The organism is Campylobacter concisus, assembly GCF_003048405.1.
Lineage (GTDB): Bacteria > Campylobacterota > Campylobacteria > Campylobacterales > Campylobacteraceae > Campylobacter_A > Campylobacter_A concisus_Q.
This window is the reverse complement of sequence record NZ_PIQS01000001.1, coordinates 550,684-576,342: the sequence shown is the minus strand read 5'-3', so window position 1 is coordinate 576,342 and position 25,659 is coordinate 550,684. Positions and strand designations below refer to the sequence as shown.

The window sequence follows — 25,659 nt, the reverse complement described above, 5'->3', positions numbered from 1 at the left end:
AATCGCTCTTTTTTATACCGTTTTTTATCATAAAACATACATTGGCAAATATTAGCAATATAGCCATAGCATCAATATAGTGTTCTCCAAATAGAAGTTTTAGGATTATTATGCAAATAGCACCTACTATAAAAAATGCTATTGATCCAAAAAATACAATCCAATTATTCTTCATTACTTATCTGCTTTTTTGTTTTATCTTTTTTACTTTCTATACTATCTGCAACAGCTTGTCCGGTTGTAGTAAGAAAATTTGCTCCTACTTCAGCTGCAGTCTGTAAATTTCCACCACCGACTTTTATGTTTATCCTCTTGTTACATTGTAGCCAACCCACATTATAAATACAAATATAGCTTGCACTAAAGAGACGCCACCTATTGTGACGTCCATTGTTTTAAAATTCTTTTTTAGAAATATCTTATACAAATTAGCATTAACCAAATTAAAAGAATTATGATCGTGTAAAATAATGCTACACTACCGTAATTTATATCTATATTTTCTAGGTTCTTCTTGGTAAGGTCGCTTTTTTTAATATCATTTTTTATTGCAAAAAAACCATAAAAACATACCAAGATAAAACCTAGTGCGTCTATATAATAAATCTCTCCAAAAAAGTATTTTAATAGCTTTACAAATAGTAGCGCTATGATACATATTGCTATAACGCCACTGAATACTATCGCAAATTTCTTCATTGTTTATTATCCATATCTGACTGTATTACGCCGCCTACTAGTCCAGTACCTACTTCAAATATAGTCTTATAGTTGCCATCTTTGCCTCTTGGTATCTTCTCGCCTATATTTCCTAAACCGCTTGTACTAAATCCCAAAAAACCACCAATACCAGTTTTTAAAAGAATTCTTTTTCCATCCATATTTTTTGAAAGATCAGTTGCTTGAGAATATATTTCACTAGCTGCATTTCCAGCAGCACCTCTTGTTATAGCGCTTAGCATACGACTAGCTCCGCCCGTATATAATCCTACGGCAGTATTTATAACAGCCGATAACGGGTCGTAGTTATTAAAGCTATTGTTGTTTTTAGTATACTGTGAATATGTATCTATGCCCGCACTTATAATGCCACCTGTTACTATACCTGGGGTTTTTGAGCTATCATAAAATTTAATATCTTTTGTTGCATCTTTTATTAAAGTACTAGGACTGCTTTGCGAAGCAGAGAGCTTTGGTTTAGAAGCTGTCACTAAATAACCTTTATCGTTAGTAATTTTATAAACCTCTACCGGTTTATTATTTTTACCTAATTGTTGATATATCACTTTATTTCCCGTTATATCCATACTATGAGCTACATACTCTTTGCCGTTATGTCTTAATATACCGTCGCTACCCAACTTTCCTCCTTTTGGTGTATTGGCTAATAGTTTTTCGTTTATCTTTGCTTGCATCTCTACAAATGGAGCTTTTATCGCATTCTTTGAGCCGGAGTATAGAGCCGACGATAGTTGCTTTGTAGCGCCGACGGCCGGTTTAGTAAACGGTATAAGTATATCGCTTGTATCTCCTAGTCCTATGGTATGCTCCGGGTTCCAATCTTTGTCCTCATACTGCTCTTTGGTTGCGGTGTATAAAGGATAACTCGTCATACCCTCTTTATAAACGTCTGTAAAGTATAAATTTCTCTCTTTGGCAGTAGTTGTCAATATATTATACGCCTCATCTATTTTATCTCTATCAAACACCATACTATACCCGGGCGCCTCGCCTTCGTCGGCGCTTTCTAGGGTAGATACGGTATGATCGAAGGCCTCTTTTTGAGATTTATCGACATTCGTTTTAGCTGCAAGCATAAAAAGGTTTATTGCCTGAGTATAAGGTACGTTATTTTCTTTACTATATCTATATGCTAATTCCATTGCAAGATCATGTTCATTGCTTGTTAGTATTCTATTCGCTCCCAAATTCCTATCTAGCTTTGCAAATTCTTTATTGTTATTTACCATACTCGGCGTTACGGCCGTGCTTAGAGGCATTTTAGAGAAGCTCTTATCGTTTAGCCATAGAGCGTGAGAGAAATATCTAGTCGCAAAGTTTGAGAAATTTGATGCGTATTTGGTATCATCGTCTCTATTTTTATTTATATCTCTATGATCTTGTATATCCATCGATCTTTGGTTTTCATGGGTTATGGTCTTTACTAGATCTTTCATATTGGTTATGTTTTTGAAATTTATATAGCTAGATCCGGTTTGCAAACTCGTATAACCTTTTATTTCTTCGTCATTATATCCTCTTTCATTTTTTGTACGTAAGGCTATGCGGTATAGTCTTTCTCAAAGCTTTCTTGAAAGCCTTTAAGAAAATTCTTTACAAAGGCTCTACTATGAAGCTCTTCATCTTTACTGTTAGCATCTCTCATATTGCCATTTCCATTAAACTCGCTTAGAAGTTTGTAACGATTAAGAGTGGTTGGATTTTTGTTGAGATACTTTATATGCTCGGTTTGATTTTTCTCACGACATGCATGTGCAAATCTACCTATGGCTCTACCATATGTTAAAAAATCCGACCTTACGTTTATAACTAGGTTGTGGTCATTTATTTTATATGCATTAGCCATAAAAAATCACCTCAATATATATACTCTCTTTCATACTAGCGGTGCTGGTTACTATTAATGAAAATTTTTTCATTTTTATCCTTTTAAAAGATATTTATAGTAATTACACCAATTTTGGAAAAAATTTTAGCTAGAAATGCAAATTTTTGTAAAAAAGTTTATTTTTCAAGAAAAAAATTAAAAATATTAAAATAATGGAGATTAAAAGTACGTATTTAAAGGAGTTTGAGATAAAAAGCCAGGAGTAGAAATTTAAAGCGAATTTATTTTTATGGTATTAAAAGGGTGATGGCTTTATAATCATTGGAATTTTTAAGAGACTGTCCCACTTTAGTAACTAAGTGTTCCACTCTTAAAGGAAATTTTAAAGAAAGGGAAAGAACAAAAGCATCACTGCTAGTGCCTAAAATGGGGTGTTATGGTGTCACGGGGGAGACTTGAACTCCCGACCTCCGGCTTATGAGGGTTTAAAAATAAACCTTGTGTAAGCACCAAAAAGACGGCACACAGCTAGTTTCACACTAGATATCTGCTACATTTTGCTACAAAGTTATATTGCATAGGTAACAAAGATGCAATATCTAGTCAAACGAAATGGCATATACTACTTTAGAGTAGCTATACCACTATATCTAAGGCCATATTTTGGTAATAAAACCGAATATATAACCTCCTTCCTCACAAAACGCTTTGATACAGCAAAAAATCGTGCTAAGATCTACTCTATAATTTTTAACGCGATCAAAAAGGCATGGAAGATGAATTTGAGCAGCGAACTTATAGAGCACTTGGTGCTTATGCTTTTAAAAGCCAAGGAGGCCAAAAGTATCAAAGAGCATGATATGCTTGGCAGATATATAAATTTAGATGGACTACTATCACTAAATTTGTTTTTAAAACAGAGTTTAAAAGAAGATAGCTTGCCCAGTGTCATATCAAAAGAGGTTGATGAGATCTGTAAAAAGCTATCTTGCGCCGATCCTCACACCAAAAAGCTTCTTGGTAAAAGAGTGCTTGAGGCAACGATAGATAACATAAATCACATATCATATAAGATGTGCAAAAACCAAAAGCTACTAAATGATAAGCAACAAGCATTTGTGCCACTTGGTAAAAAACATAAGAGCACAAATTTAGATAATGGCACCAAAGACGAGATAGCAAAATGCGTTAAAGATAGTAACTTGCATAGCTATCAAGACGACATAGAGACTTTAAAAAGGCAGGATTTGGTGCTACCTTTTACTAAAAAGTCCTTAAAACACTCTGTTGGTGAGCTAAGAGATGCTATAAATGAGCTAGCTAAGCAAAAAGGCGCACTCACACAAAACGATATCCTAAGAATATTTGGTTGTGAGTTATTGCCAGATGGAGACAACGAGCTAAGTGATGATCTAAAATTTGGGTATGGAAATTTAAATGATCCTACCTTTGGTGGTCAGGTGAAGCTATATAAGGCAGATAAATATGAAGATAAGGGCATAGTTTTAAGTGACATTGAGGCTAAAGACCTTGAGATAGATGATACAAGTGATGCTAGTGGTATGACTTTCAATGAAGCTATAAATTTCTTTCAAAAGCTCTTCTCAAATAGAGCTAAAAGCTTTAAATCACAGCTAGTCTCATCTACCAAAAGCGAGAGTAAAGCTGACATGGTCACACTAAAGAGTGCATTTGAAAACTATGTATCAAACACGAGTATTTCAAACAATTGGAGTGATAGCACATTTGGCCTTGTTGGACATGTAGGACGGCTAATGTCTATGAAATTTGGCGACGAGCTAGATATCAAAAAGATAAAAAGAGATGACTTGCTAAATTTTAGAAATATCTTGCTACAACTACCAACCAAGCTCTCTCAAAATAGTCTCTATAAAGATAAAAGCTTAGATGAGATCATAGCTTTAGCAAAGGATAGACCAAAAATTTCTAAATCAACCATCAAGAAGTATATTGTTAGAGTTAGTGAGTTTTTTAAATACTGCTACGATAGTGACTATATAGATAAGAATCCAGCTATAGATCTGCAAATAAACATAAACCAAGATGATGTTACAAATAAAAACCCTTATGAAGATAGTGACGTAAACGCGCTTTTGGATATTGTGAGTAAGATTAGATCAAGTGGTGATACTAAAAGTCAGAGGATTAGCAAAGATGAGCTATTTTTCGTTACTCATATAGCAGCTTACTCTGGCATGAGACTAAATGAGATAATCCAGCTAAACACAGATGACATAGTTGAAAAATATAACATAGTATGCTTTAGTTTAAATACAAAAATAGATGTAAAAACGGGCAAGAGTAAGACTTTAAAGACTAGAAACTCTGCTAGGATTGTTCCTATCCACTCTAAGCTAAGTAGCATTGGGCTGTTTGAATTTATAGAGAGCAAAAAGAAGCTAGCTAGGAAATGCAGCAAAGCTGTTAGGTTATTTAGCTGTGATAATAAAGACTTTTCTGAGTATTTTAGAAAAAAGATCAATACTAAAGTTATAAAAGATAGTGATAAGACAAGGACATTTCACTCATTTAGACACACATTCATAAACAAGCTCATCCAAAGTGGCCAGAGGGTTGAACATATAGCTGCCCTTGTAGGACATGAACAACAATATAAGATCACTATGAATACTTATGGTGAACCAGTAACTCCTAAAATTCTAAAGGATCTAGTTGAAGAGGTAAAATTTAATCAAGGAGGGGAAGGGTGAGCGCTTTTTGATTGTAAATGTATATAGCCGTTTACAATAAAGAAGGGTTTATACTTTTAAGATCAACCACATTTGTAGTATATTACATATATTTTTATGATATAATTGTATTGTATTACATAATTCAGGGATATGCTATGCTAGATCAACTTTTTTTAAAGAGCAATGACCTTATAAGGTTAAATAACCATAAATTTAAAAGATACTTTATAGATTCTAAAGATTTATCTCATAGGCTTATTGTTATTCTTGGGCAAAGAGGTATAGGTAAAACAACCACTCTGGCTCAGCTAGCTAGTAAAAACAAAAATAGTCTTTACCTAAGCCTAGATGACATAGAGATATCAAACGATATAACCTCAATCATAAGAGAGTTTGTTCTAATTGGTGGCAAATATCTATACCTAGATGAGATTCATAAGGGTAAAGATATATCGGCTGTATTGAAATTTGCCTATGATAATTTTAAAGAGTTAAACATAGTAGCTACTGGCTCGTCCGCTCTTGAGGTACTAAAAAGCTCTCATGATCTAAGTAGAAGAGCAATAGTGTATAAGATGAGCGGAATGAGTTTTAGGGAATATCTAGGGTTAAGATATGGTATAAATTTGGAGGCAGCCAAGCTTGCAAATTTACTTGCAAATCATCAGGATATGGCTATTGATATTATTAATACTTTAAAACAAAAAGAGCTAGCCGTCATTAAGCTTTTTAGAGAGTATCTAAAGGTAGGCTACTATCCATATTATAATGATATGCAAAATGATATGGCCTTTTATCAGACTCTAAGACAAAGCATAGAAGCAACTATAGATAGCGATCTTTTAAGTATATATCCAAATTTAAACGGCAACACGGCAAGAAAGCTAAAAATCCTAACTCATGCTATAAGTACAAATGTCCCGTATCAACCAAACTACTCAAGTCTAAAATCACTTGTTGATATAAAAGACGATAGAACACTAAAAGAGTATCTTGCTATGCTTGATAGTGCTGGGCTAATAAGGCTTTTAATGAAAAACGAGCTAGCTATAAAAAATATGGATAAGGCGGACAAAATTTACCTTGAAAATACAAATTTAATGTATCTAAATAATCCCGATATGGGCAATGTGAGAGAAACTTTCTTTGCCAATCAGCTTGGAAATATCACTGAAATTTACTCTGGTAAAAATGGAGATTTTATAGTGGGAGAGTTTGTCTTTGAAATTGGCGGAGCTAAAAAAGGCTTTGAGCAGATTAAGGATATGCCAAATTCTTTTATAGCGGCAGATGATATTGAAGTAGGGGTTGGAAATACAATTCCACTTTGGCTGTTTGGGTTTTTATACTAGCACTACTTTGGCAATAAACTATTGCTAGTATAAAAAGCAATTGTGGAAAAATCACCTTGACTCAAGACAAATTAAGCGTTTAGTTATGACTTCTTCTTACTGCTTGTTAAATCTCTTATTAATTTCAATTGCACAAACCTACAAGAGCAAAATCAAATTAACACGCCTGAAATAAGTTTAAAATAAGCTTTAATATAAAAAAATTATTAGTAATATATATTTTAATAGCATAAAAATATAACAAAAAAATATATTTATACTTGTAAAAATATATTTTTTAATGTATATTTAATAAATAAAAGCCTAATATTTTATGATATTAAATTTCAGCAAGAAAGGAGAAAACATGGAATTTTTAATGGTTCTTATGTTTTTCGTCGCAGCTCTTTTGCTGTGGCTCAAGCCTGAGAAAAAGCGCGCGGTTATGGGCTTTGGTATTGCAGGTGTCGCGATACTCGTCATCATGATGGCATGGGTAAATAAATTTGCCGTCGTGCCTATGGGAAATTTCTAGGAGCGAGCGATGGAAAGTATGCAAGATAAAATGTCTCAAAGCTTCACCCGCAGCACCGAAATTTCTGCGGGCTGGGGCGATGATGAGAAGCTATTTTTCAACCTTTTTGCCCTCGCGGCGCTCGCTCTCATCGCTTTGCCGGTAGGTATCGCATGCCTTGTTTTGGGCTTTGGTATGGGCGATAGTCCCTGCATTATGTGTTGGCATGAGAGATTTTGCATGGTAGCGATCTCGTTTATGGCGCTAGTTATCGTTAGATACGGCCTTAAGGTCAAATACCTCGCTGCAATCCTCTTTTTAGCGTGCCTTGGGCTTTACGACGGCTTTTTACACTATAGCCTTGACGGCACGGGCGGCGGCTACCTCGACATCAAGCAGGGCTTCGGGCTTGAAATTTTAGGCGCACACACGCAGTTTTGGGTCGTAGTGGTACATTTTTGCGTCATTATATTTTTGGGTGTGATTTTGCTGCTAGGCAAAAACGTAGGTAAAATAATGCAAAAAAGCGAAGAGGGCGCATACGGCGCGGTTTTACCCAAATTTGCGCTAGGCAAGATAGCCGTGGTGGCCTTTGCTATCATCATGGCTTTTAACTGCGTCCAGGCTTTCATCACGGCAGGCCCTCCGCCCTATCTAGCCTCCGCGACGCCTTCGCGCATGAGCATCGATCCGTCAAAGTGGTTTTGGGAGCTTGATCACTGGGAAGAAACCGAAATTGATTTTCGCGAAAGCTGGAATCCAAAACTACCGAATTTACCGAAGTGAGGTCGCGATATGAGAAAAATTTTAACCTTAACCCTTTTGTGCGCTGCACTAGCGCTGGGCGGCGAGTTTAATCTAAATCCTGCGGATGGCGCAGTGGTAAATTTAACGCCGCTACGCAAAATCGGCGAGGTAACGCCAAATTTAAACAACAATAATCCCGTCACGGGGCTTGACTACGACGCGGCAAGCGGAAGCTTCTTGCTCGGTACGCTAAAATTCGAGCTCTACGAAATGGACGGCGAGCTAAAAACCGTAAAAAACTATCTACGAAGCACACCCGATTGGATAATCCAAATGGAGGAGACCGTCGCAGCGAGTTTTTTTAAAGGCTCGGTAGGGCTCATGAGCTATAATAAAACCTATGAGTTTTTCAAACCCGCACCGAATCAAAGTAAAGAGGAAGCGAACAAAGCGTGGCGCTATCTGCACGACGGATACGAAAATTTCACGCTCGATTTCAAGGACCGCTACTCCACTGTGCGCGCCAAACAGCAGTTCATCCTTTCATGGGATCACTCGGATTTCTATGGTGAGTTTTTCATCGCGAGCGTACCCGATGACATCAAGCAAAGCTGGAGCGTGGCGAGCTTTAGTGACGCCGATAATCTGCTCTCGACCGAGTTCGTGCCGAGCTTCGATGAGGCTCTCGGCGTAAAGGACGGCAGGGATATAAACGACTACTATATCACGGGTATGGATGCGAGCGGCGAGTTTGTTTATCTACTCTCGAAGCAATACTCAAGCATCCTAAAGCTTGATCCGCGCAGCAGAAAGATCGTGGAGATTTATAGCTTTGAAGGCGCGAGCGATGCCCATGCGCTCGCTATCAAAGAGAGTAAATTCTACGTCGCGTCCAGAGAGGACGGTGTGAATAAAATTTTTATTTTCGAGAGATAAAATTTAAGCCGTCTTGCGGGCGGCTTTTATTTCTTTAATTTCTGCAAAAAATCAATATCTTTATTGCTGTTTCTTTTTTTGAAGCTTTCTAGAATTTTCTTTTCGACTTCCGGCGACCAATATATTTGTAGATTTTCCTTCGCTCTGGTTATTGCTGTATAAAAAATATTATGCGTTATCATTTCATCAACTTCGCTACTTATTACTACTTTTACAGTTTTGTACTCCAAACCTTGTGCTTTATGAATTGAAATGGCGTATGCCACATGGAACGGTACAACAGTTTCTTCATCATTATTTTCAGGATTCCCCTCCTCATCAGCCGTTCCGTATTGATTAACATAAAATTTTATCACCGATTTATCGCTGTTCTCCAATAACTCAAAATCATACTTTTGTGCATCTAGTCCAGTTATTGATTTTTCAAGTTCGATGCTAAACCAAATTCGTTTTTCTTCAGGCTCGATATTAACAATTTTTCCTTTCATATTATTGTAAATAAGCGGTTTAAATCTTTCTACCTCATTAAACAAAATGGGATCGTCGATCTTATATCTATGAAGACCCCATTCTACAGCTTTTGCTTTATTGGTTTCTTGTAAAATAGTATTTAGGTTATTAATACCATATAATCCATCGTAATTAAGACATAAAACAATCTCATCATCACTAGCTTCGAAACTTAAATCTTCTAATTTTTGCGAATAGCTTTCTCTTTGTAAAATTTCACTAATACAATCACCAAAACTTCTTACTTCATCCCAAAGCTTTAAAAGTTTTTTATCTTTTGTTCTATATGTTTTTTCAAGTTTAAAGGCTACTTTCCCAATAAAATTAGGAGCGATTTTAAACCAATTTCCAAAAGATATTGCCTCTATCTGATATATGTCTCCTACTAAAAGAATGAGCCCAAATTCTACTTTGTTTAGTACTTTTTGCATATCGTCATTGCTTATAGTGCTACACTCATCGATAATTAAAATATCGCATTTTGTATTTTTGCTCGCTATTAATTTAGCAACCGTTTTAAATTCGCTATTTGAATCTGCAAAAATACGTCTTTTTAAATTATCTATCGCAGTATTTGTATTGGCTAAAAATATTTTACTATTTTCTTTAAAAAATTGTGATACGTAATCGATTAAAGTCGTTTTACCAGTACCGGCTGCTCCATAAATTAAAGCAACTTTTGATTTCTCAAATAGATTAATAACAATATTTTCTTTTTCTTTATCATCAATTAGCGTCGAATTTTTCTTTATCCACTCTTTTACAGAATTTGAGTAGTTTTGAATACCGCTCTGTGTCAATTTGTCAAGCCCATCAATAATTTCGATAGATTTTTCGACATATTCTTTGATATAAAAGTAACTTTGAAATTCCTCAATTCTCCTACCAGTATGCCCTTTTGGATTCTTTTCGTTTCCTGTCCATAATTTTGAGTTAAATTGAGATCTTAGATTATCTATATTGTTGAAATTAAATTCCTTTTTATCAACAAACAGGCTTCCACTATTTTCAATCCTACTTTTTACTGCTCTAGCAAATAATTCATGTTCTCTTCCACTTGTATCTATACATTCTAACAAATCATAAAAGTTAGGATTGTGATTTATTAAAGATGTAGCAAACGGCATTTGCTCAAATGGGAGGCATTTTGAATTTAACTCCAAATTTGACAAGCATCTATCTTCATTGTTTGGAAGCTGCTTTTTTATTACTTGATTACGTAAGTTGTGTAGTAAATACCTAATTGTATTTCTACCATCTTCGGTAACTGCCTTTGCCTTATCTAAAATATCAAAAATATGCGAAACTTGTCCTTTAGAAATAATGTTTCTTTTTATATCTTGGTAATCATAGCTATCAATCAAATCGACTAGGCTAATTTTCTTCCGTGTCAAAAATCGCATTAATTCTTTATATTCGCTTGTTCTATTTATTTTTTGACTACATTCAAAAATCTTACCAAAATTTTGCAGTTCAGCTGGTCTAATAGAAACTTCCCAACTGTCAATGATTTTTACCTGCAGTGATTTGTTTAGAATTTCTATATTTTCATTACGAATCCATAAATTGACAGCATAATTATCAAAAATTCTAAATTTACAAAATGCAATTAGTTTATCAAATTTACTAAAATTATCTACTGCATTAACAAATGTTACTTCATAATAAATTTGTCCTTTTACAATAAATGGCTTTATTTTTGTTATGTAGTAAACACCGTTTTCTTTATAATAATTATTTAAAATACCCTGATTTTCTAGTTTCTCTGCAATCTTTTCATAATATTCCATAAATTTCTTATCTAAATTAAGCGGGAATTTGTCAAGATTTCTAAGTACTTCAATCTTATATCGCTCTCTTAAAAAATTTTTACACTCTACCAAATACATAAAATACTTAAGCATTAAACGTTCAGATGAATTTTCAGTAAGTGTATAATGTGAGACAGATTTATCTAAAAAATTATGGAAACGAATTAAAAAAGTAAAATTTCCGCCCCTTGATTTGATGTATTTAATAGCATTTTCATTAATTGTCTGCTGATACTCATTAGTATCTATTTTTTCTTCGCCGGAGTGAATTTTTTGAAAAATATACTCTACTAAATTTCTAAGCTGAGATAAGATAACTTGACTAACGAATCCTCGTTCATCACACAAGTTATTATTTGCAAGATTTTTATCTATAATTTCACAAGTTCTTAATATTTGGTCCTCAAAATCCATGTTTATTCCTAAATAAAGTATTTACGTATTTTATCGAATCTTTTAAAAATATTTTTAAGATATTTTAATAGGTCGGACTTGCGCCCGACCAGTATCAGAAAAAGGGAGAAACTAAAATATATATACCGCGCCGAGTACGATAAATGCTCTTAGGCAAAAGCCGCCCACAAGCACGCCGTATTCGTTATAAACACAGCTTTTTACCTCCTCGCCACCGTACGCGCAGACACTGCCGTCCGCATTCACGCTGCAGCTGCGAAGCATAAATTTGCTTCCGCCTAGCAGCGGCAAAGCAAGCCCAAACACGACAAAGCCTATCCAAAACATCGGCGCAAGCGAGCCGCTGACTATCTTAGTCACGCTAGCCATGCCCGCAGCCTCGCTTCTCACGCTAGCAAATAGCGCTAGCACCGCAACAATCTCAAGTGCGACTAAAATGACGTGAAATTTATGCGCGCAGTGGCTTAGCCCGTGCCCCGCATTTAGCGTAGCGGCGGCATTTGCGCTAAGCCCTGTAGAGATCGCGGATATCGTAAATAAAATCGGCAGCCACACGCTTGCCCAAAGCGGGATCGCCTTTACGACGTAAAGCAGTAGCCCCGTATATCCCATCACTCCAAGCGCCAAAATAGCTCCGAGCGTGAGCATCATATCGCAAATTTTACCGCTCTTCTTGATCTGCAAAAGCACCAAAACGCTGACTACGATGAAAAACGTAAGTAGATACGTACCTATGCTCATCATCGAAACCGGGCGCGTATAGAGCTGTAAAATTTTAAGAGGATTTATCGCGGCGCTCGGTGCCAAGTCAAATAGCAAAAGCGCAGTTCCTATTATTACCGCAACGGGTGCTAGCAGAAAGCCGAATTTATAAAATCTCTCGTTTAACGAGCCCAAAAAGCCCTTATAAGCCAAAGCCGAGCACAAAAATGCCCCGGCGCCTAAACCGCCCAAAAATAGATAGATGACTATGAGCCATCCCCAAGTTGTTTGTTCCATTATCTATCCTTTAACTCTTAAAAGTTAGAAGAGCTCTTGATTGCTCTATCTCGTTTTCAAGATATAAATTTAAAAAATCAGCAAAGCTCACATAAGCTTCTAAATTTGTAGCTTCCTTACAGCGAGAGCTAAATTTATAAAACCACTCAAACGGATGAGTGCGGATGAAGTCATATTTTTTATGTAAAATTTCATCCATTTTCTCTTTTTCGTCTGCTTGTAAGGCATTGAAACTTAGAAAGTAAAGGTATTGCAGCTCGTATCCGATGAAGTCATCTGGAAATTTATCAAACTGCTCTTTACTAAGCTTTAGTCCAGAGCTTTCATAAAAGCTTCGCACCTGCATAGTCTTCTCGCCAAACATCGTTTTATAATCAAAATAAACCGACTCATATGGCTCAGCTTTTGGGTGTCTTGGCCCTACAAAAAGCCTGTTAAATTCATATCTTAGCTCGTCTAGCAAATTTAGATCATCTTTGCACTTATTTAGCCAAAGTATGAAGTTGTGATTTTTAAATTTATCACTAAAATTAAGGCTTAGGCTTATGAGCTCATCTAAATTTTGCTCTCTAAGCTCTACTAAGAAAAATCGCCTTAAAAAGTCTTCAACACTAAGGCTAACGCTAAGCTTTTCTTTGATCTTACCCATCTTTTACTCTTTAGTGTATGAATTCGTTTCGCTTCATTCTTGGATAAAAGCGGATGTTTGGCTTGGTAAAGAAGTGCTTAAAGCCTGGCATCTCTTTTTGCATACCAGCGCTGTCGCTGACGTTGCTATCAACCAGTTTTAGTACTCCACACGGACAGCCTGCTACACAAGCTGGCTCTTCGCCACGCTCAAGTTTTTCAGCGCAGAGATTGCACTTTTGAGCTTTACCGTCCTTGCCTTTTGTGATAGAGCCATAAGGGCAAGCCATCAAGCAGTATCCACAGCCTATGCACTTATCATGAAGTGGCTGTACGACACCATTTTCTAGCTTGATATATGCTCCAACTGGGCAGACATCCATACAGGCTGGCTCATCGCAGTGATGGCAAGAGTGAGTTATAAAGATCTCTTTTTCTATGCCATCTTCGTGTATCATAAGGCCATCAACATGTCTCCAGTTGATATCTGGATCTTGGTTGTGATAGACTTGACATGAAATTTCACAAGCCTTGCAGCCTATACAAAAGTTATAATCAAATAAAAAACCTTGTTTTCTTTTCATCTTAGACCCCTTTACATCTCTTGTTTAGCTGCTTTTTTTACTTCACAAAAGCTAGCTGTATAGGTTGAGCCATTTCCTAGGTCACTAACGCCATCAGAGCAAAGTATATTTGCCCCAGTTCTTGATTTAGTCACTTTTACCCAGATGTTGTTCCACGCATAGACTATGCCTGGGTTCATTTGATTTGTCTCGACTGCTGTAAAGACGGCTGTTCCCTTTTCATTTGTTGCCTCAACTGTGTCTCCGTTTTTGATACCGCGAGCCTCCATATCTTCACGTGTCATAAATAACTCAGCATTGCCTTTAACGATAACCCTTTTTAGGATATAAGGCATATTGCCCCAGTTTGAGTTGTCTTGGAGCTGAGTACCTGGCGTCATGAAATAAAGCGGATATTTTTTGAGATAGTCTTTTCCAAATTTATTGCTCTTTTCATAGTAGTCCCAGTCAGTTTCAAGGTCTATTACTGGATGATATCCTGCGTCTTTAAAGGTTTGTGAGTAAAGCTCGCATTTTCCACTCTTTGTACCAAATATTAGTTTGTCTTTTGGTGTATAAGGGTAGTACGGGAACTGATCTTTCATCGTTTCAGGCGTTCTAAATGGCTTGATCCAGCCGACTGATTTTAGTTTTTCATAGGTGATGTTTTGTTTTTTGGCAAATTCTGTATCCAAAAAGCGTCTGCAAACTGTTTCGCTATCCCAGTTAAAGCACTCTTCTGTATAGCCCATCGCTTTTGCAAGAGCGTTGAAGAACTCTAAATTTGTCTTAGCTTCGCCAAGAGGTTTTACACTTTGAGCGTTGTAACAAACATATCCAGAAATTTGGTCGTTTTGGATATCCTCACTCTCCATAAATGTAACACCAGGTAGCACATAGTCAGCATAGTCGCAAGTATCGATATCATATGGATCAAGGACAACTAAGAAGAAGTCATCGTCCATTATGCGTTTTTTGATCAAATTTGTATTTGGCGCTGTTACCATTAAATTTGAGTTGTAGTTGATACATGCTCTAATGACCGTGTTTATAGGCTTGTCAAGATATGTTGGATTTTCTTTTTGTATGCCTTTACCAAATTCTATATAGCTTACTTGCTGTCTTTCTATCTTTTTGCCATCTTTATCTTTTGGAGATAGGTCTGGCATACAGTTGTCGAAATTAAAGCAGCCTTTTACATGCACATATGCCCAAAATAGTCCGCCACCAAGCTTTGTCAAGGCGCCAGTTAAAACTGGTAAAAATGTAACCGCACGAACAAGTCTTGCTCCGTTAAAGTGTCTTTGTCCGCCGTCGCCGTGCATGATAGCTGGTGCTTTTGCGTGAGCGTACTCTCTAGCAAAGACTTTTATCTGATCCACACTTGCTCCGCACATCTCAGATAGCTCGCCATAGGTATAGAGTGAGCACTCGTGCACTAGATCTTCAAAGCCTGTTGTGTATTTTTCTACAAATTCATGATCATATAGATCTTCTTCTATTAAAAATTTACAGACCGCTAGACAAAATGCAGGGTCACTAGATGGTTTTAGCTGGATAAACATATCAGCTTGGTTTGCAAGAGGAATTCTTATCGTATTTATAACGATGATCTTTCCGCCTCTTTTTTTAACGCGGTGAGCAAATCTTATCCAGTGTACGGCTGTGTAAGCTTCGTTTGATCCCCAGCTAATGTACATATCACTCTCATCGATCTCAAGTGCATCTTTTGAGAAGTCAGTACCTATAACGCTAGGAGTACCCGCGTATCTTGGCCAGTCACAAGGGTTTCTAACAAGCCTTGTGGCTCCATATTTTTCAAAGAAATTTCCCGGTGCGATAGTTTTCGAGATATGTCCTTCGTTGCCAGAGTAGACAAACTCAGTCAAAGCCTCGCCGCCAAATTTCTCTTTTATCTCAGTTAGCTTTGCGGCTATCTCTTTTAGGGCTTGATCCCAGCTTATCTTTTCCCATTTTCCTTCGCCCTTTTTGCCGACTCTTTTCATAGGGTGCATGATACGGTCGGCGTTATATAGGTGCATGGCGTAGGTGTGACCCTTGACGCAGACTGTGCCTTGCGTTAGAGGGTGTTTTGGATCGCCTTTTATGCTTACCATTTTGCCGTCTTTGATCTCAGCGATCATCGAACAGGCATCACGGCAGTTTCTAGGACAGGTTAGGTAGTGGTACTCTACATTTTCCTCGTTCTTATAGGATTTTGGGTTAAAATCCACCTCAAATTGCTCCATACCAAATAGACTAGGAGCTGTTCCAGCTGCTGCTAGAGCTGCTCCGGTGCCTTTTAGGAAAGAACGTCTTTGCATGTTTTCTCCTTAAATTTGATGGCTATTTCATCTCAAAGATAAAAACTTTATTCTCTTTGCCTTCTCGTGAGAAGATGTAAAATTTATTATCTTTGATCGCTAATGCTCTTGGGTTATTTACCCCACTAAAACTAAATGCCTCGTCTATCTCTTTGGTGGTCAAATTTAACTTTAAAATAGTTGAGAAATTTTTGCTTAAAAGATAGAGCGCATCGGGCTCTACGTCAATGCCAGTAATGTAGTAGTTGTTTAAATTTCTACCCTCTTTTAGCTGTAAATTTGCTCCAGCTTTTGGTACAAATTCTTCTAAGATCATCTTATCGTCGCCGTCAAATATAGCGACACTCCAGTAGTCTCTAACGTCATTTGGCACGCTAGCTGTGAAAAATTTATTCTCACTTTCTAGGTAGTCCCAGCCTAAGATGTACTGCTGTTTTGATCTAATGGTAGAAAATCTGCCCTTGTTACCAAGGTCATTTAGCTTCCACGCGTCATATCCAGCCAATAGGTGCCTCCACTGGCTATTTTGCTCATCTTTACTAAGGTTGCTAGCTGGCTCATAGAAGACAAAAGTCTTGTTGTAACTTATCATGCCAAGCTCTTTTTTGTACCAAGTAGCTCCGACTGTTGCTTCCATCTCCATTATAAAATGGCGGTCGTGCTTAGCATAACTTAGAGGCTTTAAATTCTCATCTGCGATGTAAAATTCATTGTCGTTTGAGACAAGAGCGAACTGCTTTTTGCCTTCATCGTAGTCAGCTCCAGTTATTGCATTATCATTTTGCAAATTTAGAGTGAGCGTATCTTTAAGGCCTAACTCTTTTATGTTTTGGATAGCTCCATTTTTGCTATCCATGTCAAAGCTAAAACCAAAAGCAAGGCTTGCTAATGCGATAAAAAATATTATCTTTCTCATCTTTTACTCCTTACTTTACTAGGTCTGGAAGCTCAGGGTTCCAGTCAAATCTAAAGTCAAGTGAGCTATCCCAGTGGTCTTTTTCCCAGAACCATTTTGAAGGATCGATGCTCATTCTAGGTGGTGTGCTAGATCCTAGATATGGTGGTGGACCAGAAGCTATAAAGGCTTGAACGCAGTTTGCAAGTATGATCACGATAAAGACCAAATTTGCAAATTTGCCAAGTGGCAAGTAGCTTAGAAAGTCGCCGTATTCGCCATTTGAGCTTTTTTGCATTATAAGGCCTAAGTTTTTGCTAAACAAAAATATAAGAGCCAAAAATATGATCACACAAAAATCAACAACCATAACCCAAAACTGAGTGTGGGCACCTAAAATTTCAAGGCCAAAACCTTGTTTGATGTCAAGATAGCCACCAAATGTTCCATCTAGGCTGTAGTGGATAAAGCCGTTAAATATGCCCCAGCAAGCCATTAGTAAAAGTGCTGCCAGATAGCCAGGCTTTAGTCCGTACCTGATGATGAAAAGTGCTATTAGGCTGATAGCTATCATCGTGATCCTCTCGGCCCAGCACATTATGCAAGGGTTATCACCTAGTCCAAAGCCAAGCACCAAGCAGGCGATACCAACTGGAAGTGCCACAAGAGCGGTGATGGCTAGTGACATAAGGTTGAAAAAGCCTTGTTCGTTTGCTGGGATTTCATTTTGTTTCGTTTGCATCTTGCCCTCCTAAAAGTTGCCTATTGGCAAGACTACCCATAAATTTACGTAAAACTCTAGTGCAACCAGTATTACGCACCCCAAAGCCAAGCAGGACGTTGCTATTTTTTTCATCTGCGGCTTTATATATAAGATAAGACCACTGATCAGAAATAGCGTCAAAATTAGAAATTCCATTTTGAGCTCCCAATTTGTAAATTTTAAAATCTAAGCATGCTTATCTGAGAAAAATAATATAACTATATTTATTAAATTTAGTTTAAAAAATATATTTTTATAGCTAATTTATACTTTATAAAATAAAAATTTGTAAATAAAAATAGATTTATACAAAAATATTTTATATAATTAATCTATATTTAATTAAATTAATATTAATTTTTATAGAATTATTTTTATTAGTTAGTTTGTAAATTCAAATTAGCTTAAAGAATAGTTATGTAATATTTTTGCAAAGGTAAAAAGGGGCAGTAATGGAAAATATATTTTTAGAATCATATGATGTTTTTAAGGTATGTAAATCCCCAAGCAAATTAAAAATTTATGATGAATTTTTGCAAAATAATAAAAGGTACTCTATAACGCGTTGCTACTACGTCATCGTGGTGGATAATACATTTTTAACCTACTCACATCTCATGGTCTATGAGCAGCTACTCTATCTTTTGTACTCACAAAATAAACTAAAAAATGGCGACTTTTCACTCACCCTTAAAAAAGCAGAGCTTGCTAAGAAATTTAAAACAGATATCACAAAAAGTGCCACCGATACGATAAAGTGCTTTTATGAGATGCAGGACGTGAAAATTTCGATCTTTGTTAAAGACAAGATCGAAAAGCAGATGAATATAATCGAATTTATAGATGCAGAGCAAACCGACAAATATGGCGAGCTACAAGATGAGATAAATGTTAGGCTAAATCCAGAATTTGTAAAGCTTTACCGCTGCATCTATCTTGATAAGATCGAGTATTTAAATAGCTTTGATATAGAGCAAGGTAGCTTCATAAGATACTTCATGCAGCACGAGCTAGATGGTGGCGTAAGAAGCTCAGCTATTATCGATAAAATGGGCGTTTTAAACTATCTCTCTTTTGCTTATAAAAAGCGCTTTGAGCAAGAAGTGGCAAATGTTAGCTTTTATTATAAAAATGAAAAATACGAGATAAAAGATGGCTTTGTAGTAATCACAAATCACGAAAACAGAGTGATGGATAATCAAAATGCCTCTATTGAGCTTTTTGGTCTTATTTACGAGCAGATCACTAAAAACTGCACCAAAAACATCGTACTAAATGACGCAAATTTGCAAAATTATTATGCTAGATTTGGTAAATTTGAGACAAATCAAACAATCTTTAAAATTTTTAGCAACATGGAGCTCATGCTAAATCACTCAATGCAAAAGGAAAATACCAAAATTTCTTTCTTCTCTCACTTTTTTGAAAGCATAGTCTGCAAAAGAGATACGGAGCTTGAAATTTTGATCGAGCTAAATCAAAAAGGCTTTGAATATATCATCTCACGAAGTGCAAATTTGGACTTTTATAACGTGGAGTCGGCTGACTACGGACTTACTTCATATCCAGCTAGCTCTTGTGCTGTGGGTGGAAATTTCTAAATTTAGTTGATTTTATCTTTTAGTTTAGCAATAATTTCGTCAAGCTTGCAGCCATCTTGAGCGTTTTTTAGGCACTCATTTATCTCGGTCATCTTTTTGGTAAATTCGTTTTTTATAATGCCAGCTACAAATTCCTCGCTGTTAGTCTCGTCTAAGATAGGATACATATCTCGCCAGATATCTTTGATCCACCAGCCGCATTTTGATATGCAAGGAAACTCTTTAAGCTCGCCAAGCTTTAGGGCCATCATAACTTCATCAGAGTGCTTGATATCGTCTGTGACAAAGTCTTTATGTATGCTATCAAAGCTCGTAAACATGCGGTAGCCAAGGCTTGATACGTTGTTTTCAGAGCAAATTCTAAACTGAAAAACATTATCTTCATAGTCTAAATTCGATATGCAAATTTGATGTTTTTGGGTGAAATTTGGAAACGAGTCAAACCTCTTGTCATCTATACTAAGCTGCCATTTGGAGCTGTTGTCGTTAGCTAAGAACTCTTCAAAGCTTAGTTTTACAAATTCTTTATGGCTCATCTCATCGGCTGTGAAAAAGTCATAGTTGCTACTGTTTTTTTCTTTAAAATCTTTAAATTTCATATTGTTTCCTATTAAATATCATCTCGAACTTATCCAAAACGATATTTCACTATTCTATGATAATTTATCTTATTGATCTTTAAAATTTTAATCAGATTTTCTAAAACTTATTCTATATTCTTTATCCTTTTTTGAGTGCTATAACGACCTTTGAGTCTATTTTAGTATATTAGAAACCACACGATTTATTAGTTACCTTATAATTAATAAGAGAATTGTTCACTGTGGATAAAAAAGTTAAAATTAATCTTGCTAATATGGATTATAAAACATGTAAGATAGAACTTAGAATTTAGATATATCACCTGCTTTGAAAAAAATATTCATAGGGCAAGTAGATAAAATTATTTGGAGCAATAAAATTGCATCCTCAACTACCAATCTTGCAGCTGGCGATCTCGCAAAAGAGTTCGAAGTCTTTGAGGTATCTTTAAAGAGCCCAAGCCTAGATGGTGAGCTATTGCGCCACATAGATAGGCTGGTGCCATATCATATAGTTTTATCTTAGAGTACCAAGACAGATATAAAGTTTGCATTAGCTACAAAGAGGCCACTATATCTGGAAATATGGCTTTTAAAGTAAATTCTTACTACTATACCGACTGGCAAAACAAGCAAGATTTGCATTTAAAGCTAGAAAGCTTAAATCTTGACACAGCCTATGAAAATTTTATTCGTCAAATAGCTGGCGATAAATTACAAAATTTGATTTTAGGCGAAAGCCTCAAAGAGTCTGTAGCTAGGTTGGAGCAAAAGGAGCTTTTACAAAGACAAATTTTAGCGTTAGAGTCTAAAATTCTCAAAGAAAAGCAGCTGCTCTTAAGAATGATGAAAAAGCGACGGCGATTATACAGCATATTACTTATAATGCGCTAGATGAAAAATACGATACCGCGGTTTTTACGGATCCTACGATAAAAGGTCAGCTTGAAAAAAAATGCGGTTAAAATAAAAAAACATCTTTACGATCATGTCGTATATGACTCGACGAATGAGAAGAATTTTGCAATGGAACTAGATGCAAGCAAGGACGTTGCGGTTTATGTTAAGCTTCCAAGTGGCTTTATATAAGCACGCCTGTGAGAAAATACAACCCCCGACTGGGCGATCGCGTTTTATGAGGGCAATATTAAGCATATTTATTTTGTTGCAGAGACCAATGGGTCTATGAACTCTATGCAGCTTCGCCAAGTCGAAAAGTCTAAAATCCACTGCGCAAAGGAGCATTTTAAGGCTATAAGTAGTGATAGTGTGGTCTATGACGTAGTAGATAGCTACAAATCGCTACTGGATAAAGTTATGAGGTAAAAATTTATTGGTAAGTTAGGTCGCAGCATAAAAGAGCCTGTGCAATATTCCAAAAATGGTTATTGCGCTGCTCCTTTTGAGAGAAAATTTAACTGCCATTTGTCAATATTAAGATCTGAGGTGATATCGCTTAAAACTCTACCAATAAAATACTCAGTGTGATAGAAAATCACAGTGGCTGACTTAATCTTACCAGTTTTAGTTCGAATTAAATTTAAATATACAATTATCTTAACCAAACCATCCTTGTAAATTTATATATATTGTAGTATTATACTCCTAAATATTTAAGGATAAAATACTATGTACATCAAACGAGCCATAGTCAATGAGATAAAAGAGTATATGAAAAGCTTTCCGGTGCTTTTGATAAGCGGGGCTAGGCAGGTTGGCAAATCAACCCTTGCATTAAATTTAGATATACCAAATTACGTAACACTTGATGATATAAATATCTATGAAGCAGCGAGAAACGACCCCAAAGGCTTTATAGAGCACTGTAATAAGCCTATCGTGATAGATGAGATACAAAGAGTGCCTATACTGCTTTTAGCAATAAAAGAATTTGTAGATAAGGATAGAACAAATGGACAGTTCATACTAACTGGCTCTGCAAATTTAAAAGGCTTTAAAGATATATCAGACTCACTTGCTGGTAGGATAGGCATAGTGGAACTCTATCCGCTTTCTCAAAAAGAGTTAAGTCATAGTGATGAAAATTTGATAGATATTTTAAGTAGCGATATAGGCCATCTGGTGTTTAGAAAATATGACAACGACGGCTTATCTGAAAAGATCATAAATGGCGGTTACCCAGAGATCACAAAGATAGGCTCTGAAAAATCAAAATATCTCTGGTTTAGCTCATATATAAGAACATATATAGAATCAGACGCCAAAGAGATAGGTAACATAAGAAACATGGATAAATTTATCACTATGTACCGCCTATGTATGCTAAGAAGTGGCAATATCTTTAACAAAAACGAGCTATGCCTAGAGTCTGGGCTTGATAATAAGACATTTGATAGCTATTTTAGCGTGCTTGAACATACTTATCAGATCCAAAAGCTTCAGCCGTATTTTAATAACGCTCTAAAAAGACTTATTAAAACTCCTAAAATTTTTGCCACCGACACAGGGGTGCTGGCACACTTGCTACAAATTTCTTCAGCACAAGAGCTTGCGAATTCTCCTTATAAAGGTGCTATATATGAGACGTTTGTATTTGACGAACTACTAAAGGCAAATACAAGTAGCAAAAAAAGAGCAAATATATACTACTATAGAACGAGCGATCAAAAAGAGATTGATTTTATACTTGAGATATCAGGTAAGCTCATAGCCATAGAGGTCAAATCCTCAAAAACAATCAGCAAAGATGACTTTAAGCACATCTATCATCTAAAAGATAATTTGCAAAATAAATTTGATAAGGGCATAGTTTTTTATGCTGGAGACAGAGCTGTAAAGCTAGATGAAGATATGTTTGCCTTGCCGTTTAGTTTTATGGGGTGAGAGATGGCTAATAATTTGGCTTCTACAACAGCTCATAATAGTCTACCTCTCCAAACCATCATACCCTGACTTTACATTTTGTTCTTTAGTCTCTATCATATTCGATGGTTGTGTTGATTGCTCCACTCCAAAGTCCTTATCAAGTCCTTGATCGTATAGCTCTTGCTTTGTTATTTTTAGTGAACCAAAAGATATATGATTATTTGTTAGATATATCTTATCTGTTTTATAACGCTCCTTTAGCTTATTAAAACCTTGTATATCTTGCCAATCTTTCATATATGTTTTTATGTTATAAATTAGGCCTTTATAGTTAATCTTAGCTATATCTGATAGATATTTTTTAAAGTTTTCTATTCTATTGATAAACACCAAATAGTACCCATTTATATCTAGATGACCATCAATACCTTTTGCAAAGCCTTCATATTCATTTTGTTTAAGTTCTAGCTTTTTAATGACGTCATCATTTAAAAACCCGGTTTTTATCTTTCTGGCTGCTTCATAAAATTTATCTCTAATGTAGATATATGGGGTATAGTGTCTATTTTGGTTAAAAGAGTAGGCTGTATTTTCTTGTGGTAAGTATAGATATCTGCCACTTTTATTAGAAAGTATTTGGTGATTTTTATGTGTTTTAACCACAGTGCTCTCGTCAAAGTATTCTATTAACTCTTTTATTGGAATCTTTGATGATATAGCTTGATAGCTTGCTCTTTTAATATGCGAGTTGGTATCTTTTGTTTCATGGCTAAGCTCATATTTTCTTAGATTTTGTAAATCTTCATATATGGCTTTAATATCCATATTATTAATATCTGTTTTTAAGCCCGCATCTTCAATGGCTCTTGTATTATCAAAAGTTTTTCCACTAATGCTTACAAGTTCAGATCCTGGCACTGGAGTGTAGTGAAATTTACTAGGATGCAAGCTGGAGTTATTTACTATGTTATATAACCCAAGCTCTCTTGTTATCTCTTTTATGTATTCATCATATTCATTTAAGCTTGGAGCATCTGTTGTGGGTATGATGAGTTTAAATTTCTCTATTTTTGTGTCTGGCGCTTGATAGGTGGTTGGGTATATGAAGCCTTTTATTCCTTTACTTTGTAGTAAATTTTGAGCATCATTTGCAGTAAATTTAGAGTTATCTATATCATATATAAGCGTAGGAGTTATGCTATCAATACTGCTATCTTCTTCATTTTTATCTTTGAAACTTGCCACTGATATAGCTGAATAGTTTTTCAGTATTGATTTTAGATTGTATGGCTCTATTTGTATCGTTTTCCAACTATTTAACACTTGAGCTTTTGGGTCTTTATTTGGCGTGCTAAAGTCACTGCTCACACTCAATGTTATCTTTGGTTTATTTTTATTGGCTTGAAGTTCTATAAGCATTTGCTCTAGCTCATTAACTACGTGAAATAACGCTCCTTTTCTACCATTATAGACTATCTTACACATTAGATCAGTTAGATTATAAGTTCCATTAAAACCATCTACTCTTACCTTATATTTGTCATTTACCATTTCAGGTTTTGCGGTGATGTTAAATTTTGCATTGATCATAGGTAAAAATTCTCTTATATCCACTGCATTAAGTCTCTTTGCCCTATCATAGTAGTCTTTTTTGAAACTCTCATCTTCTTCTATCATTCTTAATAGATAATCAGCTGTAGAATTTTTAGCATCAGCTAGTAGTTCTTCAACACTTATATTTCGCTCTTTTGTATTGGCTTTTGGCTCGATCACCACATCTGTTTCTATCTTTATCTGCGTATCTTTTTCTTTGCCTTTCTTAACCTTTTGTGCTGCATTTTTAAAGCTTTCATATTGCTTATTTAGTTGGTCTTCATCCATACCTAAAGGCTCTATATTATTTAGACCATACTTGTTAGATAAGATGTCATTAACCACTCTTTTAAATTTCTCTGCTGATTTAGCCATAACAGCTTTTATTTGTTGCTTGGCTGCACCTTTTGTATATATAACTCCACCGGTTTTTACACTATGGGTAAATTTCATATTTTCAAAAGAGACTATTAGATGAACATGAGGCTCTCTTTTTAGTGGTTCACCATTTTTATGTTTCTTGTTTAATGTTCTATTTTCTAGTACCCCTTCTGGGCGAGGAATATATGGCTCTTCTTTGATTATAGGCAGATGAGCTTCAGCATAAAAAAGTAGCTCATCTATGTCGTGATTTGGGAAAGTTAGCCTCAAAAAATCCATTATAAGCTCATCTATATTGCCACTTTCATATAGTCTGCTCCACTCCTCTGAAGTAAATGACAAGGATATATGATAGTAGTTATGTTTCTTATTCTTTTTCTTGCTCTGGTGCTTTTCAGACATCTCGATAAGATCTAAATTTCCAACCAGTGGCAATCTATCATCTTTTTCATCTCTAGTTAGCTTTGAATCTCTTTTCTTGCCAGTTTTTAGATAATCAGCTACGCCTTTTTCTCCCTTTGAGATCTTAACTATCATAGCTACTCTTTATTAGGCTTAAAATTTCAGTTAGTACTGATTGAACTTTGTACAACTCTTCTTGTGTCTGCAGTATCACTTCTAAAGCTATATTACCACTAGTCTTATAAGCTATATTTAGTTTCTTTGCTATTTGATTAATGTTATTAAAAGGTCTAGCAAAATATGTAATGATTGTTGGATATAGCTCTTTCTTTTTTATGGATTCAGAATTTATATTGCCATTATCTATAAGATAGGAAATGATTTCTGATCTTGATATTTTTAGTTCTCTAGCTATATCAGATAATTTGCTATTTTGCTGAGAAGTAATCCTTATAGAGAGTACTTTATCCTTAATATTTTTTAGCATATGATATCCTTTTATAAAATGTGTTAGCGAGATGAAGCGTTTTTAACGCTTCTTATATCTCGCATTGTAGC

Annotated in this window: 21 protein-coding genes and 2 pseudogenes; 9 read left to right on the top strand and 14 right to left on the bottom strand. The window is 35.7% G+C overall.

Features of this window, described 5'->3' with window-relative positions:
- Nucleotides 1–164 precede the first annotated feature (164 nt).
- The 3 genes from CVT18_RS10185 to CVT18_RS03090 all read right to left on the bottom strand — a co-directional run bounded on the left by CVT18_RS10185 (nt 165) and on the right by CVT18_RS03090 (nt 2,587).
- Entirely contained in the window at nt 165–335 is a 171-nt protein-coding gene (locus CVT18_RS10185) for a hypothetical protein (protein ID WP_159071486.1), read from the bottom strand.
- 360 nt (nt 336–695) lie between these two features.
- On the bottom strand, nt 696–2,222 hold the full coding sequence (locus tag CVT18_RS03095; RefSeq protein WP_107824227.1) for a hypothetical protein: 1,527 nt from the start codon (nt 2,220–2,222) through the stop codon (nt 696–698).
- A gap of 59 nt (nt 2,223–2,281) precedes the next feature.
- Nucleotides 2,282–2,587 (bottom strand): hypothetical protein, encoded by a 306-nt coding sequence (locus tag CVT18_RS03090; RefSeq protein ID WP_103628527.1) that lies wholly within the window; start codon nt 2,585–2,587, stop codon nt 2,282–2,284.
- 572 nt (nt 2,588–3,159) lie between these two features.
- Between CVT18_RS03090 and CVT18_RS03085 the strand changes: the two genes are divergently transcribed.
- The 5 genes from CVT18_RS03085 (at nt 3,160) to CVT18_RS03070 (ending at nt 8,811) form a co-directional block, all read left to right on the top strand.
- Complete coding sequence (locus tag CVT18_RS03085; RefSeq protein ID WP_103628526.1) at nt 3,160–5,301, top strand: tyrosine-type recombinase/integrase; 2,142 nt, start codon at nt 3,160–3,162, stop codon at nt 5,299–5,301.
- Between the two features lie 137 nt (nt 5,302–5,438).
- Nucleotides 5,439–6,635 carry an ATP-binding protein gene (locus tag CVT18_RS03080; RefSeq protein WP_103628525.1) on the top strand — a complete coding sequence of 399 codons (1,197 nt, stop codon included), beginning with the start codon at nt 5,439–5,441 and terminating at the stop codon, nt 6,633–6,635.
- A 346-nt stretch (nt 6,636–6,981) separates the two neighbouring features.
- The gene (locus tag CVT18_RS10180; RefSeq protein WP_155463265.1) at nt 6,982–7,149 is read left to right on the top strand and encodes a hypothetical protein; all 168 of its coding nucleotides are present in this window, start codon (nt 6,982–6,984) and stop codon (nt 7,147–7,149) included.
- 9 nt (nt 7,150–7,158) lie between these two features.
- Nucleotides 7,159–7,914: a disulfide bond formation protein B gene (locus CVT18_RS03075; protein ID WP_103628524.1), complete on the top strand. Its 756-nt coding sequence runs from the start codon at nt 7,159–7,161 to the stop codon at nt 7,912–7,914.
- 9 nt (nt 7,915–7,923) lie between these two features.
- Nucleotides 7,924–8,811: a hypothetical protein gene (locus CVT18_RS03070; RefSeq protein ID WP_103628523.1), complete on the top strand. Its 888-nt coding sequence runs from the start codon at nt 7,924–7,926 to the stop codon at nt 8,809–8,811.
- A gap of 26 nt (nt 8,812–8,837) precedes the next feature.
- Here CVT18_RS03070 and CVT18_RS03065 read toward each other — a convergent pair whose 3' ends face one another.
- The 8 genes from CVT18_RS03065 to CVT18_RS10280 form a co-directional block, all read right to left on the bottom strand.
- Entirely contained in the window at nt 8,838–11,546 is a 2,709-nt protein-coding gene (locus CVT18_RS03065) for an ATP-dependent DNA helicase (RefSeq protein ID WP_103628522.1), read from the bottom strand.
- A gap of 111 nt (nt 11,547–11,657) precedes the next feature.
- A complete protein-coding gene (gene nrfD / locus CVT18_RS03060) occupies nt 11,658–12,545 on the bottom strand; it encodes an NrfD/PsrC family molybdoenzyme membrane anchor subunit (RefSeq protein WP_103628521.1) in 888 nt (295 codons plus the stop codon).
- 10 nt (nt 12,546–12,555) lie between these two features.
- Nucleotides 12,556–13,194, bottom strand: a complete 639-nt coding sequence (locus CVT18_RS03055) for a molecular chaperone (RefSeq protein ID WP_054195903.1) — start codon at nt 13,192–13,194, stop codon at nt 12,556–12,558.
- Between the two features lie 10 nt (nt 13,195–13,204).
- Nucleotides 13,205–13,756, bottom strand: a complete 552-nt coding sequence (locus tag CVT18_RS03050) for a 4Fe-4S dicluster domain-containing protein (protein WP_012140509.1) — start codon at nt 13,754–13,756, stop codon at nt 13,205–13,207.
- 11 nt (nt 13,757–13,767) lie between these two features.
- Nucleotides 13,768–16,059 carry a molybdopterin-dependent oxidoreductase gene (locus tag CVT18_RS03045; protein ID WP_084110003.1) on the bottom strand — a complete coding sequence of 764 codons (2,292 nt, stop codon included), beginning with the start codon at nt 16,057–16,059 and terminating at the stop codon, nt 13,768–13,770.
- A gap of 22 nt (nt 16,060–16,081) precedes the next feature.
- Nucleotides 16,082–16,975: a hypothetical protein gene (locus CVT18_RS03040; protein ID WP_103628520.1), complete on the bottom strand. Its 894-nt coding sequence runs from the start codon at nt 16,973–16,975 to the stop codon at nt 16,082–16,084.
- A 10-nt stretch (nt 16,976–16,985) separates the two neighbouring features.
- Nucleotides 16,986–17,696 carry a disulfide bond formation protein B gene (locus CVT18_RS03035; RefSeq protein ID WP_084110001.1) on the bottom strand — a complete coding sequence of 237 codons (711 nt, stop codon included), beginning with the start codon at nt 17,694–17,696 and terminating at the stop codon, nt 16,986–16,988.
- Nucleotides 17,697–17,705: 9 nt separating this feature from the next.
- The gene (locus tag CVT18_RS10280) at nt 17,706–17,873 is read right to left on the bottom strand and encodes a hypothetical protein (protein WP_169748866.1); all 168 of its coding nucleotides are present in this window, start codon (nt 17,871–17,873) and stop codon (nt 17,706–17,708) included.
- A 296-nt stretch (nt 17,874–18,169) separates the two neighbouring features.
- Here CVT18_RS10280 and CVT18_RS03030 point away from each other — a divergent pair, with 296 nt between their 5' ends.
- Complete coding sequence (locus tag CVT18_RS03030) at nt 18,170–19,318, top strand: hypothetical protein (protein WP_103628519.1); 1,149 nt, start codon at nt 18,170–18,172, stop codon at nt 19,316–19,318.
- Between the two features lie 2 nt (nt 19,319–19,320).
- Here the strand turns inward: CVT18_RS03030 and CVT18_RS03025 are convergent, their stop codons facing one another.
- The gene (locus CVT18_RS03025) at nt 19,321–19,917 is read right to left on the bottom strand and encodes an effector protein (RefSeq protein ID WP_103628518.1); all 597 of its coding nucleotides are present in this window, start codon (nt 19,915–19,917) and stop codon (nt 19,321–19,323) included.
- A 310-nt stretch (nt 19,918–20,227) separates the two neighbouring features.
- Between CVT18_RS03025 and CVT18_RS03015 the strand changes: the two are divergent.
- From CVT18_RS03015 to CVT18_RS03000, 3 genes and pseudogenes are all read left to right on the top strand, one after another.
- Nucleotides 20,228–20,793, top strand: a pseudogene (locus tag CVT18_RS03015) (DUF4391 domain-containing protein).
- Nucleotides 20,794–20,844: 51 nt separating this feature from the next.
- A pseudogene (locus tag CVT18_RS10445) lies at nt 20,845–21,225 on the top strand (hypothetical protein).
- A gap of 303 nt (nt 21,226–21,528) precedes the next feature.
- Nucleotides 21,529–22,743: an ATP-binding protein gene (locus CVT18_RS03000; protein WP_103628513.1), complete on the top strand. Its 1,215-nt coding sequence runs from the start codon at nt 21,529–21,531 to the stop codon at nt 22,741–22,743.
- Nucleotides 22,744–22,785: 42 nt separating this feature from the next.
- Here CVT18_RS03000 and CVT18_RS02995 read toward each other — a convergent pair whose 3' ends face one another.
- The gene (locus tag CVT18_RS02995; RefSeq protein ID WP_103628512.1) at nt 22,786–25,236 is read right to left on the bottom strand and encodes an aminotransferase; all 2,451 of its coding nucleotides are present in this window, start codon (nt 25,234–25,236) and stop codon (nt 22,786–22,788) included.
- Nucleotides 25,226–25,588 carry a plasmid mobilization relaxosome protein MobC gene (gene mobC / locus CVT18_RS02990; protein WP_103628511.1) on the bottom strand — a complete coding sequence of 121 codons (363 nt, stop codon included), beginning with the start codon at nt 25,586–25,588 and terminating at the stop codon, nt 25,226–25,228. The genes CVT18_RS02995 and mobC overlap by 11 nt, the downstream gene beginning before the upstream one ends.
- Between the last annotated feature and the right edge of the window lie 71 nt (nt 25,589–25,659).